This window comes from Stappia sp. ABD4_338 (assembly GCF_056312175.1).
Window position 1 is genome coordinate 687,186 of the sequence record NZ_CM149982.1, and the last position, 12,844, is coordinate 700,029.

The 12,844-nt window shown below is 65.2% G+C and carries 13 protein-coding genes; 6 read left to right on the forward strand and 7 right to left on the reverse strand.

Annotated features, from left to right (window positions below):
- Entirely contained in the window at positions 1-918 is a 918-nt protein-coding gene (locus ACYX4S_RS03095) for an ABC transporter permease (protein WP_293724176.1), read from the reverse strand.
- Between the two features lie 127 nt (positions 919-1,045).
- Positions 1,046-2,560: an ABC transporter substrate-binding protein gene (locus tag ACYX4S_RS03100; protein ID WP_476361849.1), complete on the reverse strand. Its 1,515-nt coding sequence runs from the start codon at positions 2,558-2,560 to the stop codon at positions 1,046-1,048.
- A 168-nt stretch (positions 2,561-2,728) separates the two neighbouring features.
- Here ACYX4S_RS03100 and ACYX4S_RS03105 point away from each other — a divergent pair, with 168 nt between their 5' ends.
- The 3 genes from ACYX4S_RS03105 (at position 2,729) to ACYX4S_RS03115 (ending at position 5,279) form a co-directional block, all read left to right on the forward strand.
- A complete protein-coding gene (locus ACYX4S_RS03105; protein WP_293724180.1) occupies positions 2,729-3,511 on the forward strand; it encodes an IclR family transcriptional regulator in 783 nt (260 codons plus the stop codon).
- Between the two features lie 172 nt (positions 3,512-3,683).
- Positions 3,684-4,079 carry a BA14K family protein gene (locus ACYX4S_RS03110; protein ID WP_293724182.1) on the forward strand — a complete coding sequence of 132 codons (396 nt, stop codon included), beginning with the start codon at positions 3,684-3,686 and terminating at the stop codon, positions 4,077-4,079.
- Positions 4,080-4,226: 147 nt separating this feature from the next.
- Positions 4,227-5,279, forward strand: coding sequence for a glycosyltransferase family 10 fucosyltransferase (locus tag ACYX4S_RS03115; protein WP_476361850.1), 1,053 nt, complete (start codon positions 4,227-4,229; stop codon positions 5,277-5,279).
- An 8-nt stretch (positions 5,280-5,287) separates the two neighbouring features.
- On the opposite strand, the gene ACYX4S_RS03120 is transcribed toward ACYX4S_RS03115, so the two are convergent.
- The 3 genes from ACYX4S_RS03120 to ACYX4S_RS03130 form a co-directional block, all read right to left on the reverse strand.
- The gene (locus ACYX4S_RS03120) at positions 5,288-5,926 is read right to left on the reverse strand and encodes an FkbM family methyltransferase (protein ID WP_476361851.1); all 639 of its coding nucleotides are present in this window, start codon (positions 5,924-5,926) and stop codon (positions 5,288-5,290) included.
- Between the two features lie 179 nt (positions 5,927-6,105).
- Positions 6,106-6,777 (reverse strand): sulfotransferase family 2 domain-containing protein, encoded by a 672-nt coding sequence (locus tag ACYX4S_RS03125; RefSeq protein WP_476361852.1) that lies wholly within the window; start codon positions 6,775-6,777, stop codon positions 6,106-6,108.
- Between the two features lie 192 nt (positions 6,778-6,969).
- Entirely contained in the window at positions 6,970-7,227 is a 258-nt protein-coding gene (locus ACYX4S_RS03130) for a hypothetical protein (protein WP_476361853.1), read from the reverse strand.
- A 241-nt stretch (positions 7,228-7,468) separates the two neighbouring features.
- On the opposite strand from ACYX4S_RS03130, the gene ettA reads away from it, so the two are divergent.
- On the forward strand, positions 7,469-9,118 hold the full coding sequence (ettA, locus tag ACYX4S_RS03135) for an energy-dependent translational throttle protein EttA (RefSeq protein WP_476361854.1): 1,650 nt from the start codon (positions 7,469-7,471) through the stop codon (positions 9,116-9,118).
- Positions 9,119-9,200: 82 nt separating this feature from the next.
- Here the strand turns inward: ettA and ACYX4S_RS03140 are convergent, their stop codons facing one another.
- Positions 9,201-10,403 (reverse strand): acyltransferase family protein, encoded by a 1,203-nt coding sequence (locus ACYX4S_RS03140; RefSeq protein ID WP_476361855.1) that lies wholly within the window; start codon positions 10,401-10,403, stop codon positions 9,201-9,203.
- A gap of 182 nt (positions 10,404-10,585) precedes the next feature.
- Between ACYX4S_RS03140 and ACYX4S_RS03145 the strand changes: the two genes are divergently transcribed.
- Together ACYX4S_RS03145 and ACYX4S_RS03150 are read left to right on the forward strand one after the other, a co-directional pair.
- Positions 10,586-11,536 carry a hydrogen peroxide-inducible genes activator gene (locus tag ACYX4S_RS03145; RefSeq protein WP_476361856.1) on the forward strand — a complete coding sequence of 317 codons (951 nt, stop codon included), beginning with the start codon at positions 10,586-10,588 and terminating at the stop codon, positions 11,534-11,536.
- Positions 11,537-11,543: 7 nt separating this feature from the next.
- On the forward strand, positions 11,544-11,903 hold the full coding sequence (locus tag ACYX4S_RS03150) for a DUF2293 domain-containing protein (RefSeq protein WP_476361857.1): 360 nt from the start codon (positions 11,544-11,546) through the stop codon (positions 11,901-11,903).
- Here ACYX4S_RS03150 and ACYX4S_RS03155 read toward each other — a convergent pair.
- Positions 11,894-12,511 carry an MOSC domain-containing protein gene (locus tag ACYX4S_RS03155; protein ID WP_476361858.1) on the reverse strand — a complete coding sequence of 206 codons (618 nt, stop codon included), beginning with the start codon at positions 12,509-12,511 and terminating at the stop codon, positions 11,894-11,896. The genes ACYX4S_RS03150 and ACYX4S_RS03155 overlap by 10 nt on opposite strands.
- Positions 12,512-12,844: the final 333 nt, after the last annotated feature.

Here is a 12,844-nt window from a genome sequence, read left to right on the forward strand (position 1 = left end):
TCAGGCAACCCTCATGCGCGGGTCCAGCCAGGCGTTGAGCACGTCCGACAGGAAAGTGAAGACAATGTAGAACATGGAGAACACCAGGATCAGCGCCTGCACGGTGGGCAGGTCGTTGCGGCCGATGGATTCCCACGCAAGGTAACCGGCGCCGTGCAGGGCGAAGATCGATTCCACGACGATCGAGCCGCCGAGCATGAAGCCCATCTGGACGGCCGCGAGCGAGACCACCGGAATGATCGCGTTGCGCAGGGCGTGCTTGAAGAGAACGCGCCACTCGCCCGCGCCCTTGGCGCGCGCCGTGCGGATGTAGTCCGAGCCCAGAACGTCGAGCATGCCCGCGCGGGTCAGGCGCATGATCGCCGGCATGGCGTAATAGCCGAGCACGACGGTGGGCATGATGAAGTTGATCCAGCTCTTGGTGCCCGACGGGGGCAGCAGGTTGAGCTGGATGGAGAAGACGACGATCATCATCAGGCCGAACCAGAAGCTCGGCATCGCCTGGCCCATCACGGACACGAACAGCGCGAAACGGTCGATCATCGAGTTGGGGCGGATCGCGGCGATCACGCCGAGGGGGACGGCGGTCAGCAGCGCGAAGGAGATGCCGCACACGCCGAGCGTCATCGTGATCGACAGGCGATCGATGATCAGGTCGGAGACGGGCAGCTTGAAATAGTAGCTTTCGCCGAAGTCGCCCATCATCGCATGGGACAGCCATTCCCAGTACTGGACGATCATCGGCCGGTCGAAGCCGTAGAGGACGCGAATGGCCTCGATGTCGGCGTCGTTGGCGTGTTCGCCGGCAAGGGCTGCCGCCGGGTCGCCGGCCATGAAGAGAAGGGAGAAGCTGATCGCCGAAACGGTCAGCGCAACGAGCAGGGCCAGGCCCAGCCGCTTGAGGATGAAGGTCAGCACGTTCGGCTCCCGCAGGCTTCGGTCGGTCCGCCGGGCCGGAGGAGAAGCCCTTCCAGCCCGAGACGCGGAGTGCCGGCCGGGCGTCATGCCCGGCCGGTCACCCTGTCCAGTGTCGCTGGCTTAGAGCTTAGTTCCAGCTCATCGTGTGGAAACGCAGCACCTCGTCCGGGGTCGGGGTGTAGGACACCTCGTCCGTGAAGACGTAGTTGGTGTTGTAGGAGAACATCGGCACCCAGTACGCCTGGTCGGCGATCTTGGCGAGGGCCTTGGCGTAGTTCTCCTTGCGGACTTCCGGATCGGTGGAGCTGTCGGCGATGTCGAGCCAGTCGCGGACTTCCTCGTCGCGGCTGTCGTCAAGCGAGCCGAACTTGAAGAATTGGCTCGTGATCGCGGACGCGTCGTTGATCGAGTAGGAGCCCCAGGTCTGGAACGAGATCGGCGTACCGCCCTTCATGCGCAGCTCGCGAAGCGCGGAATACTGCAGCATGTTGAAGTTCACGCGGATGCCCACGGCCGTCAGGTAGTTGGCGATGGCTTCCGCGTACTCGCGATCGCGGTATGCGTAGTAGTCGGTCTCGAAGCCGTCCGGATAGCCGGCCTCGGCCAGCAGGGCCTTGGCCTTCTCCGGGTCGTACTCGTAGGAGACGACGTCCTGCGAACAGCCGAACTGGCTCGGGAAGCAGGCGGTCTTGATGACACGCGACTTGCCCTTCAGCAGGGCCGAGACCAGCGCCTCGCTGTTGATGGCGTGGGCCACGGCACGACGCACGCGGACGTCGGTGAAGGGGTTGTCCTCACCGGTACGGCCGGCGGCATCGAGCGTCAGGTAGCCGATGCGCATGGTGCTCTCGTTGGCGACCGTGAAGCGGCCCATGGCGGCAAGCTTCTCGGACTGGTCGGCCGGCACCTGCCAGATCAGGTCAAGCGAGCCGCTGAACAGCTCGGCCATCTGGGTGTTGACGTCCGGGATGGTGCGGATGTCGACCTTGCCGATCTCCGGCTGGCCCTTGGGGCTGTCGTGATAGTTCTCGTTCTTCTCGAGCACGAAGTGCTTGCCGGGCTCGACGCTGAGCACCTTGTAGGGGCCGGTGCCGACGGGCTTCAGGCCCATGCCGGAGGGGCCCGCCTCGGCGTAGTACTCGTTCGGGTAGATCGAGACGGGGCCGGCCAGGTACTCGATAGCGGCCGGGAACGGCGCCTTGAGCATGATGCGGACCGTGTACTTCTCGACCTTCTCGGCGGACTTCATCCAGTTCACGTTGCGCTGCGTCTTCACGCCGTTCTTCTCGTCGGCGACGTAGTTCACCGTGTAGACGACGTCGTCGGCGTCGAACTCCTCGCCGTTGTGGAAGGTCACGCCCTCACGCAGCTTGAGCTCGAGGGTGGTGTCGTCGATCCACTCCCACGAGGTGGCGAGGTTGCCCTTGTACTCGCCCGTCTCCGGATCGGCATAGATGAGGCCGTCCCAGATGGCGCGCTGGAGGACAACACCCTCGCGCGAGGAGTTGAAGTAGCTGTCGACGTTCTCAAGCTCCTTGGTGAAGGCGACGTTGAGCGTGTCGTCGGACTTGGTGGCCTGTGCGGCCGTGGTCATGCCGAGCGCGAGCGCGGCTGCACTGCAGGTGAGGAGAAAGTTTTTCATGTGCCCTCCGGTTGGCTTGCGACAAAGGTTGTATGCCGCTTGGTCAGCTTTTTGTTGTATCATTATATGATACTTTGTATCTGATTATGACATTTCAAACGTGAAATGCCGCCTCGTCAAGAGGCGCTTGCATAAATTGGCCATGGTTCCGGGCCGTCGGGGGGACGGATGTCGCAAGAAAAGCAGACGCGTCAGGATACACTGTTCGTCAATTCGCTGGCGAAGGGATTGCGGCTTCTCGAGGTGTTCGACGAAGAGAATCAGGCGTTGGGGCTCAGCGAGCTGTCCGCGCGTTCCGGGATAGACAAGAGCGCGACCCAGAGGCTGGCCAACACGCTGCACCAGACCGGGTACCTTACCAAGGACGAGCGCACACGCCGCTACCGCCCCTCGCACAAGTTTCTCGAGATGGCCTATGCGTACATGTGGTCGGACCCGATCGTGCAGCTCGCCATGCCGAAACTGATCGAGTTTTCCCGACGTATCGGCGAGACGGTGAACATGGCCCAGCTGTCCGGGTCCGACATCGTCTATGTGATGCGGCTGCCGTGCCAGCGAACAAGCTTCGCGGCGACGATTCTCGGACGGCGCCTTCCCGCGCTCGTCACGTCCTCGGGGCGCACGATGCTGGCGGGCTTGCCCGAGGCCGAGCGGGAGGCCTGCATCGCCAACTGGCCCGTCCGCCGGTTCACGCCGGCCACGACGCTGGATCGCGAGGAGATCGCGCGCAGCGTTCAGGAGGGGGCGGCACGCGGGTTCGTGCTGACCACCGGTCAGATGATCCTGAAGGAAATCGCCGTTGCCGCGCCGGTCATCTCCTCGGAGGGGCGCCCCGTGGCGGCCGTGCAATGCGCGGTTTCCGCATATGACTGGACCCCGGAGCGGGTGGAGCGGGAGATCGTGCCCATCCTGCTCGATACGGCCAACAGCATCACTCCGAGCGCGGTCTGACGCGGCGCGCGGCGCTCGGGTTGGCGGTTTTCTTGATCTTCGTCACAGTCTTGCCCGACCCGATGCGCCAAGATCGGTCATGGGTGACGCATGGTCAGCCTTTCAGGCTGGCCATCCGCCATCTCCCGCGTCGGGGCCGTTCCCCCGCGCGAAGCGAGGGAAGGAGATCCAGATGAGCATCTTCAGGAGAACGTTTGCCGTTGCCGCGCTTGTGTTTGGCGCCGTACTGGCTCAGTCGCCCGCCCGGGCCGCCACCGTGACCGGCGGATACACGGAGCGCGCGGTCATCGCCGGAACCGGGGTGCTCGACGGATCGAGCCTGCGGGCGGAGACGGTCCAGTATCGCCGGTACTACCGTCCCCGGCGCTATTATCGCCCGCGCCGCTACTACCGTCGGTGGCGTCCCGCGCCGCGCTACTATGCGCCGCGTCCGCGGTATCGCGCCGCCCTGCCGCGCGCCCACTACAACTGGTGCTTCAACCGCTACCGCTCCTATCGCGCCAGCGACAACACCTTCCAGCCCTACAACGGTCCGCGCAGGCGCTGCCGGTCACCCTACGTGCGCTGAGGCGAAGGGACTAGGAAATCGTCGACCGGCGGGGGTGGCCCCGCCGGTCGACGGATTCTATAACGCCGACCTGCCGTCAGACACCCGTGTGTCAGGATGCTGAATTCGCATGCACATCCCCTCGACGGCGAGCAAGGCGGGCGTTTCATGGTGAGGGTACATCTGTCCCCGGGAGAAAGTCTGGGTTTTTCGCTACGACAGACGCCGGAGGGAGACGGACGCTGGGGAGAGGTGTGGTTCTCGCCCGGTGATGACGAGCGCGTGGCGGACTGGCTCGTTGTCTACGATACGCCCGAGCCCGGCCTCGTGACCCGCGTTCCGCGAGAGCGGCGTATCGTGCTTCTGCCTGAACCGGCATCGATCAAGACATATCAGCCGGACTTCATTTCCCAGTTCGGTACGGTGCTCAGCCCGTCGCCCGTTGCGCTGGAAGATGTGCGGTGGGTCAGGACGCACCCCTGCGCGCCCTGGTTCCTGGGCTGCACGATCGGCGGTCGGGAACGGGGGCGGGAGTCCACCGGCTTTCGCGCCTTCGAGGAGGCGGGTCTGGCCGCTCTTGCCCCGAGGCCCGAGGGGAGGGCCCTTCTTTCGGCCATTTGCTCGCGCAAGCGCCTCAATCGCAACCAGGTCCGCCGCTTGCGGTTCCTCGAGAGGTTGAAGGGGGACCTGGGCCCGGGGCTGGATATTTTCGGCCGTGGCTTTTCCGACCTTCCCGACAAGGCGAGGGGAATAGAGCCATACCGGTATCATCTGGTGCTGGAAAACAACCTAGAGCGCGACGCATGGACGGAAAAGCTGGCGGATCCGTTGCTCGCCGGCGTCTATCCGATCTTCGCCGGCGGGGAAGGGCTGGAGGACTATTTCGACCCCGCGGGCTTTTCCCGCATCGACATCACGCGACCACGCGCCGCCGTCGAGGCTGTGCGCGAGATACTGGAGAGTGATCCGGTCGCACGTCCGGAGGTTCAGGCGGCGATGCTGGAAAACCGGCGCCGGCTGATGCGGGAGCACCAGCTCTTTCCCGTTCTCGCGCGGGAAATTCTGGCTCGCCGAAAGGACACCGACCTGGCGGAGCCTCTCCCTGTGCCCGAGGCGATCCTGCCCTCGCCGCGCAGGAGGCGCGCCCGTGTCGCTCAGTTCCTACGGCCCTTGCGCATTGTCGCCGACACGCTCGTTCTGTCGCTTTCCGAGCGTGGCTGACGTTACGTTCAGGAGGGCTTGCAGTCCCAACGTTCCCAGACGAAGGGGTAGCGCCAGGTTAGGACATGGGTGTCGCGAAGGTGCTCGGCGATTGCCGCATAGCGGGAACGGCTGGTTTCGTCGATCAGGTGAAACTGGACCATCATGGTTCGAACGTTCCGGATTGTTCCGGTCTCGATGAGGTCTTCCAGAACGGGATATTCGTCACCCTCGATATTCAGCTTGAGCAGGTTGATGTCCTGCCCGGCGCCCGCCACCACCTCGGAGGCGCGTCGCAGCCGGATCTCCACGCGTCTTCCCTCGATGCCGCGCTGGGTGCTGCTGCCGTCGTTGTCATAGACCAATTCGGCCGTCCCGTTGAAACCGGAGAGACCGGCGCATTCCAGTTCCACGCCGTCCAACCCCTTGACGAGGCTGGCTGCCGCTTCACAGAAGTCCGGAGCCGGCTCGAAGGCGAGAACCCGGCCGCATCCTCGTGCCGCCGCCCGGGTGGCAAAACTTCCCTGGTAGAAACCGGCATCGATTGCGACCGAATCCGCGTCCAGCGGAACGTCCAGCAGCAAGTGTTCATCGCCCCTGGCCCACTTCCAGCGCTTGATCGCACGGTACTGGGGATCAAGTGCAAAGCGGATCAGATTTAGTCCCATGTCTCACAGCTCATTCACGAGGATGGCAGTTGCCGTGGCGCGGATTTCCTGTCCGTTTCTGCTCGACCGGAGACCTCATGCCGCCCACATGGCACGCGCCAAGGGATCGCAGGTCGCGTGGCGGAAAGCAAGTCTTCGCACGGAAGCTGGAAGCTTGAGAGGCGACGAGCCGCGTCTTGTCAGAAGGTGTAGCCGAACTGGGCGATGTCACCATGATGACGGCGGGCCACCAGCTCCGCGCCTGCATCGTCATAGTAGCCGCGGTAGTCTCCGCGCTTGGAGGAATTGGCGCGCTGCCTCGGAACCTCGGTTGCAAGGTTGAGGTCCCCGATCATGGCGGCAAGATCGTCCTCAAGCTTCTCCTGCCTTAGAATAACGTCCACGGCGATCTCGCCGTCATCGTCCGTGATGTAATCGACGAGTTGTTTGCGGATGTATCCACTCGGGGAGGTGGGGGCGTCATCGTCGGCCAGCCAGGCGAGATAGTCGGAGAAGTCGAACTTCTGGAACAACTCGACTTCGGTCGGCATTCCCGACTGTCCGCGCCCCTTGTCTTCCTTCAGATAGTGGAACCAGGAGACGTGCCAGTCCCAGGGATTGCGCACGACCGTGAAGCTTGTCATGCCAGCGAGATCAACCCGGTGGCGGGCGAAAACCTGGGCATACTGCCGATAGGTCAGATGGCCGCGCGCATCGCGCAGGCGTCGCGACGGGCATTTCAGAATCCAGGGCTGAAAAGCCTGTTCGACGAACGATCCGCCACATTTGGGAACATGTACAAACAGGAGGTTGGCCTTTTCGGCCCGACCAAGAAGTCCGGTCTTTTTTCTTGTTGGTACAAACACGTCCACTTCACCCAGGCTTTTTCGGAGGCCTCTGTGTAGGGGTGATGGAGAGTTGGATCAACATTGTGAATTTTTATAGGTATCCAGGCTCGTGATCTTGCGCGGCACGCCCCTGTATTCAGGCGTCTTTCGCGGGAAACGTTGCGCGGGCGCTGATCCCGCGCAACGAATGGGACGCAGACCTTTCGTCTTGCTGCCTTAGCAGTTGTTCGGGCGCTGCGGGCCGAGGTCGATCTGGCACTCATTGGTAAGAGCGCCGATGGCCGCGCCGCCGACCGCGCCGGCCGCCGCGCCGACGAGAACGGGGCCGCCCGCGAGCGCGACCACGCCGGCGCCGGCGGCCGTGCCCAGGGCGCCGCCCGTCACGCCGCGTTCGAACCTGTTGGAGCCGCAGGCGCCGAGCGCCAGCGTCACGGTGAGGAGCCCGGCGAGGGCAAGCGGTCTCGGAATACGCATGTACTCAGTTCCTTCGAAAAACGGTCCCAGCCGCTTCGACCATGCCTTGAACAAGGTGAATCATGCGTAAACGCCCACGCGGGCGGAGCGGCGGGATCGAGGAGGCAAGGGGAGCGACACTGCTGCGAGGCGGGGCGCGGGGTCCTGCCGTGAAGGCAGCGGGGCCTTGCCCGGAGACCTGCCTTCGACTAAGAACGGGACAAATTTCCCCTCATCCCGATCAAGCGGAGCGGCAGGCTACATGGCGCGCCAGTTCATCTATCACATGCACGGTCTGTCGAAGGCCTTCAACGGCAAGAAGGTCCTCGACAACATTCACCTGTCCTTCTACCCGGACGCCAAGATCGGCATCCTGGGCCCGAACGGCGCGGGCAAGTCGACCCTGCTCAAGATCATGGCCGGTCTCGACAAGGAGTACACGGGCGAGGCCTGGGCGGCCGAGGGCGCGCGCATCGGCTACCTGCCGCAGGAGCCGCAGCTCGACTCCTCCAAGACCGTTCGCGAGAACGTGCTGGAGGGCGTCGCCCACAAGCAGGCGATCGTCGACCGCTACAACGAACTGATGATGAACTATTCCGACGAGACGGCGGAAGAGGGCGCCAAGCTCCAGGACATCATCGACGCGGAGGATCTCTGGAACCTCGACAGCAAGGTCGAGATGGCGATGGAGGCCCTGCGCTGCCCGCCGTCCGACGCGTCGGTGGACAACCTCTCGGGCGGTGAGCGCCGCCGGGTGGCGCTCTGCCAGCTTCTGCTGTCGGAGCCGGACCTGCTGCTGCTCGACGAGCCGACCAACCACCTGGACGCCGAGACGGTCCACTGGCTCGAGCGGCACCTGCGCGAGTTCAAGGGCTCGGTGCTGATCATCACCCACGATCGCTACTTCCTGGACAATGTCACCGGCTGGATCCTGGAGCTCGACCGTGGTCAGGGCATTCCCTACGAGGGCAACTACTCGGTCTATCTGGAGAAGAAGACCAAGCGCATGGAGCAGGAGGGCCGCGAGGACATGGCCCGCTCCCGTGCGATTGCCCGCGAGCGCGAGTGGATGGGGATGTCGCCCAAGGGCCGGCAGACCAAGTCGAAGGCCCGTATCCGCGCCTACGAGGATCTTCTGTCCAAGCAGGAGGAGCGTCTGCCGACCATCGAGCAGATCCTCATTCCCGTCGGCGAGAGGCTCGGCAACAACGTCATCGACCTGGAGAACGTCTCCAAGGGCTTCGGCGACCGCCTGCTGATCGAGGACCTTTCCTTCAAGCTGCCGCGCGGTGGCATCGTCGGTGTGATCGGCCCGAACGGCGCCGGCAAGACGACGCTGTTCAAGCTGCTCACGGGCCAGGAGACACCGGATTCCGGCACGGTCACCATCGGTGACAGCGTTCACCTTGGTTATGTGGACCAGTCGCGCGACAAGCTCGACCCGGACAAGACGGTCTGGGAGGAGATTTCCGACGGCAACGAGATCATCTATCTCGACGGCAAGGAGATCAATTCGCGCGCCTATTGCTCGTCCTTCAACTTCAAGGGGCCGGCCCAGCAGGCGAAGGTGGGCAACCTGTCGGGCGGACAGCGCAACCGCGTGCACCTTGCCAAGGTGCTGAAGCAGGGCGCCAACGTGCTTCTCCTTGACGAGCCGACCAACGATCTCGACACCGAGACGCTGGCGGCCCTCGAGGACGCGCTGGAGAACTACGCCGGCTGCGCCGTGGTCATCAGCCATGATCGCATGTTCCTCGACCGTCTCGCGACCCACATGCTCGCCTTCGAGGGCGACAGCCACGTGGAGTGGTTCGAGGGCAACTTCGAGGACTACGAGAAGGACAAGGTGCGTCGTCTCGGTGCCCATGCGGCCGACCCGCGCCGCATCAAGTACAAGCCGCTGACGCGCTGAGCGCGTCGATCCGCGGAAAGCTGGCAAACGGCGGCGCCCATGGTGCCGCCGTTTTGCGTTTCGGCTCCCCTGTCGTGCGGGCTCAGGCGCCGGCGCGCCCGCCGGCCAGATAGGTCCTGAAGCGGGCGTCCAGCCGATCGCCGGCCTCGCGCAGCAGCCGTCCGGCCGGGCGTTCCAGCGTCAGCGTCAGGAAAAGCGCCATGGCGGTCAGCGCCGCGACGATGATCGTGGCGGCACCGGCAAAGCCCGCGAGCGGTGTCAGCAAAAGGAAGCCGGCATAGCCAATGTGCTGGTGCAGCAGGTAGAAGGGGTAGGTCGCACGTCCGGCGACCGCGTAAAGCCGTGTGGGCAGTGCTTTTTCGGGCACGCGGGTCAGCAGGGCGAGCAACAGCAGGCCGCCCAGGGTGAACATGGCGGCGAGCAGGATCGAAAACGGCTCATCGTACAGCGGCGCGAGGCTTTTCGCGAAATTGATGCTGCTTGATACTGCTTGCAGAAGCGCCACCATGGTCACGGGCAGGGCCATGGGCTCGCCGTGCTCCCAGGCTCTCAGTGCTATGCCGAAGGCGAAGACGCCGGCAAACTCCAGCAGTAGCAGTTTGCGCAGCAGGTCACTGTCGAGCCACAGGTTTTCGATGCCCGCGAGCAGCACCCACATGATCGCGATCATGACCCGGTGTCGGTGCCAGAGCCCGACGCTCATCAGGACGAAGACCCAGCCGTAGAAGATGATCTCGACAACGATCGACCAATAGGCGCCGTCGACAAGGGGCTGGCCCAGGAAGGGGGCGAGCATCGTCGCATTGGCCAGCACCTGAGGCAGGGTGACGGTGAAGCCGAAGCCCGGCGTCGCCAGCGTCACGAGGGCGGTGAGTGTCATGCAGGCGAGAAAGACGGGCCACAGCCTTGCGAAGCGGGCGACGGCGAAGGCAATCGGATCGCGTCCTTCTGTCGACATGGTGATGACATAGCCGGAGATCGCGAAAAACACAGAGACGCCGAGGTAACCGTATCGGGCAAGCCCGCCCGGATCACCGACCAGCGCCTCGCCGGCCTCTCCGGTCACCTGCATCCGGAATCCGAAGTGGAACCAGGCGACGGCGGCGACCGCGAGCACACGCAGCAGGTCGAGGCCGGGCCGACGCATCGTCGGCGGTCTTGCCGTGGCGGGAGAGCGTGGCACCTTGCGCTTCGTGCGACGCGGGGCTGCCCGGCCCCAAGCGTAGTCGGCAACCGTGTTCGAAGGCCGGCCGTCCGGCCGGTCCTGTGCGTCCCCTTGCGCCATTGCCGGCTCTCCCCTCGCTGGTTTCGTGGCCCTTGTCCCTGGTGCCAGCTTGCAGCACTCGGGTTAAGGGCGGTGAAACGCGCTTGCCGGCCCAAGCTGCCGCCTGTCCCGGGCGGAGGGCATGGTCTCAGATTTCCATCAGGAAAAAGACGATTGCGCGCCGGGGGTGATAACCCTATCTGATGGAGATGATCACGCTCCGCCAGATGCGCTACTTCGATGCGCTTGCCCGCCACCTTCACTTCGGCCATGCGGCGGCCGATGTGAATGTTTCCCAGCCGGCGCTGTCCATGCAGATCCGCGAGCTCGAGGCCATCCTCGGCATCGCGCTCGTCGAGCGGCGCCCCTCTGGTGTCCGCCTGACGAGCGAGGGCCACGAGATCGCCCGGCGTGCCGGCCGGATCCTCGCGGAGGCGAGGGACCTCGTGGACTATGGCCGCCAGGCCGGCGGCGTGCTGTCGGGCGAGCTTCGCCTTGGCATCATCCCCTCCATCGCCCCCTATCTTCTGCCGCGCATCCTGCCGGCACTGACCGGCAGCTATCCGGACGTGGACCTGCAGGTGCGCGAGACGCTCACCCAGTCGCTCATGCAGGAACTGGCGCAGGGGCGTCTCGACGTGATCCTCGCCGCCCTTCCCGTGGCCGGTGCGGACCTCGAAACCCGTCCGCTGTTTCAGGACAGGTTCCTGCTCGCGGTGCAGAACAGTCCGGACCTGGACGAGCGCCAGCGCGTCGATCCGGCGGGCATCGACGGCTCGAGCCTGCTGTTGCTGGAGGAGGGACACTGCCTGCGCGACCAGACGCTCAACTACTGCGAGGGGCTGCGGCCGCAGGGGCGTTCCGCCTTCGGCGCGACGAGCCTTTCGACGGTCATGCAGATGGTCGCGGCCGGCTACGGGGTGACGCTGCTCCCCGAGCTTTGCGCCTCGGTGGAGGTTCGTGACGAACGGGTGGCGCTGCTGCGCTTCTCCGATCCGCAGCCGCAACGATCGGTGGGGCTGGTGTGGCGCAAGTCCTCGCCGCGCAAGCGTGACTTCCTGGCGCTTGCCGATTGCATCACCGCGGCCATGGCGGGCGACGTCAGGCCGCCGCTGCCGGACCCTGCCGCCGCCGGCGTCACAAGCGCGGCGTGATCGCGAAATGGCGGGCGGAACGAAGCGCAGCCGCGACATGCGTCTGGCCTTGCGCCCGCTGATCCCGCTCGCGCCGCTTGCCGATGCCGCCCCCATCCTGGAGGCGGCGCTCGCGCGCCATCTCAAGCACCTTCCGCCCTCGGTCGCGCTCTGGCTGGCCGTTACCTCCCACGTGCGGCACCGGCATACGGGCTACGAGGCCATGCTGGCCGAAGGCTACGACCGGGATTCCGCCCGGTTTTTCGTCGTGGACGAGATGAATGCGGTGCTCACGCGCTGGGGATCCAAACGGCTGGTCGACGCCGACGAGGAGACGTTCGACGAGGCGGGCCATGCCGTGGAAACTCCGTCCGGCGATCAGCGATAGATCCACTGTTCGGGAAGGTGGGCGATGACCTCTTCGCCCGGGCGGATGACGCCGGGGCGCTCCACGAAGCCCACAAGACCCCGTCTCCGCCGTCCGGCCTTGGGAAACAGGAGGTCGAGTCCCTCGCGATCGGGCACGTGCCTGCCGATTGCCTCGCCGGCAAGCCGGCAGGGGGCATTGTCGCCGTCGACACGCACCACCGCGCCGCCGGCAAAGACCAGACGCGTGCGCGGGGGCAGCATGGTGAAGCGGGGGATGCCGGCGACCAGCACATTGGCACCGATCCAGCCGGCCTCGATGGCCGCGAGATCCATGTCGGCGGCGATCGCGGCCAGTTCCTCTTCCGAAACCAGCGAGATCTGACGTTCGTTGCACATCTCCGTCCCGCGCGAGTACCAGGGCTCGCGCGAGCCCGAGCGCCGCGTGCGCCCGGCGTGCAGGTCTCCGGGGATGCCGTCGAAGGTGAGTTTCAGCGCCGCCTGCCAGACGGTCTCGAAGCTCTCGGGGGAAGGCGTGGCAAGCGCCTCGCGCACGGTGCCGCTGATCTTGCGCCGCGCGACGATTTCCATGTCGTCCAGCGTGTCGCGTCCGAAGAGATCGCCTGCCATGTTCCGCCCCATCCGTTTTGCCTCCTGCGACTATCCCGGAGCTTGCCCGCGTCATCAACTCCGTCTTTCTGGCGGGGCGTGGTGGGCTATCGGGCGATCGAGGGATTTGATGCCGTGGACACACTCTCTCCACGGTCACCCCGGGCAAGGGCGGCACGCCCGCGACCCGGGGCCTGTTGGCGCCCTCGGCCGGGGGAAGGTCCCGGAGGTCCCGGCAAGGGCACGGCGCCCAGGCGCCGTCGTCGGACGGGGTCACGTGGATTGGGCCACATGGATTGGGCCCCGGATCTTCGCCCCTTCGGGTCTCGTCCGGGGTGACGGATGAGGAGGGTG

Coding starts and splice junctions, on each gene's coding strand:
- ACYX4S_RS03115 (WP_476361850.1), top strand. CDS start 4,227: ATGGTGAGGGTACATCTGTCCCCGGGAGAAAGTCTGGGTTTTTCGCTA.
- ACYX4S_RS03130 (WP_476361853.1), bottom strand. CDS start 7,227: ATGCGTATTCCGAGACCGCTTGCCCTCGCCGGGCTCCTCACCGTGACG.
- ACYX4S_RS03145 (WP_476361856.1), top strand. CDS start 10,586: ATGGAGATGATCACGCTCCGCCAGATGCGCTACTTCGATGCGCTTGCC.
- ACYX4S_RS03155 (WP_476361858.1), bottom strand. CDS start 12,511: ATGGCAGGCGATCTCTTCGGACGCGACACGCTGGACGACATGGAAATC.
- ACYX4S_RS03150 (WP_476361857.1), top strand. CDS start 11,544: ATGGCGGGCGGAACGAAGCGCAGCCGCGACATGCGTCTGGCCTTGCGC.
- ACYX4S_RS03140 (WP_476361855.1), bottom strand. CDS start 10,403: ATGGCGCAAGGGGACGCACAGGACCGGCCGGACGGCCGGCCTTCGAAC.
- ACYX4S_RS03100 (WP_476361849.1), bottom strand. CDS start 2,560: ATGAAAAACTTTCTCCTCACCTGCAGTGCAGCCGCGCTCGCGCTCGGC.
- ACYX4S_RS03105 (WP_293724180.1), top strand. CDS start 2,729: ATGTCGCAAGAAAAGCAGACGCGTCAGGATACACTGTTCGTCAATTCG.
- ettA (WP_476361854.1), top strand. CDS start 7,469: ATGGCGCGCCAGTTCATCTATCACATGCACGGTCTGTCGAAGGCCTTC.
- ACYX4S_RS03110 (WP_293724182.1), top strand. CDS start 3,684: ATGAGCATCTTCAGGAGAACGTTTGCCGTTGCCGCGCTTGTGTTTGGC.
- ACYX4S_RS03120 (WP_476361851.1), bottom strand. CDS start 5,926: ATGGGACTAAATCTGATCCGCTTTGCACTTGATCCCCAGTACCGTGCG.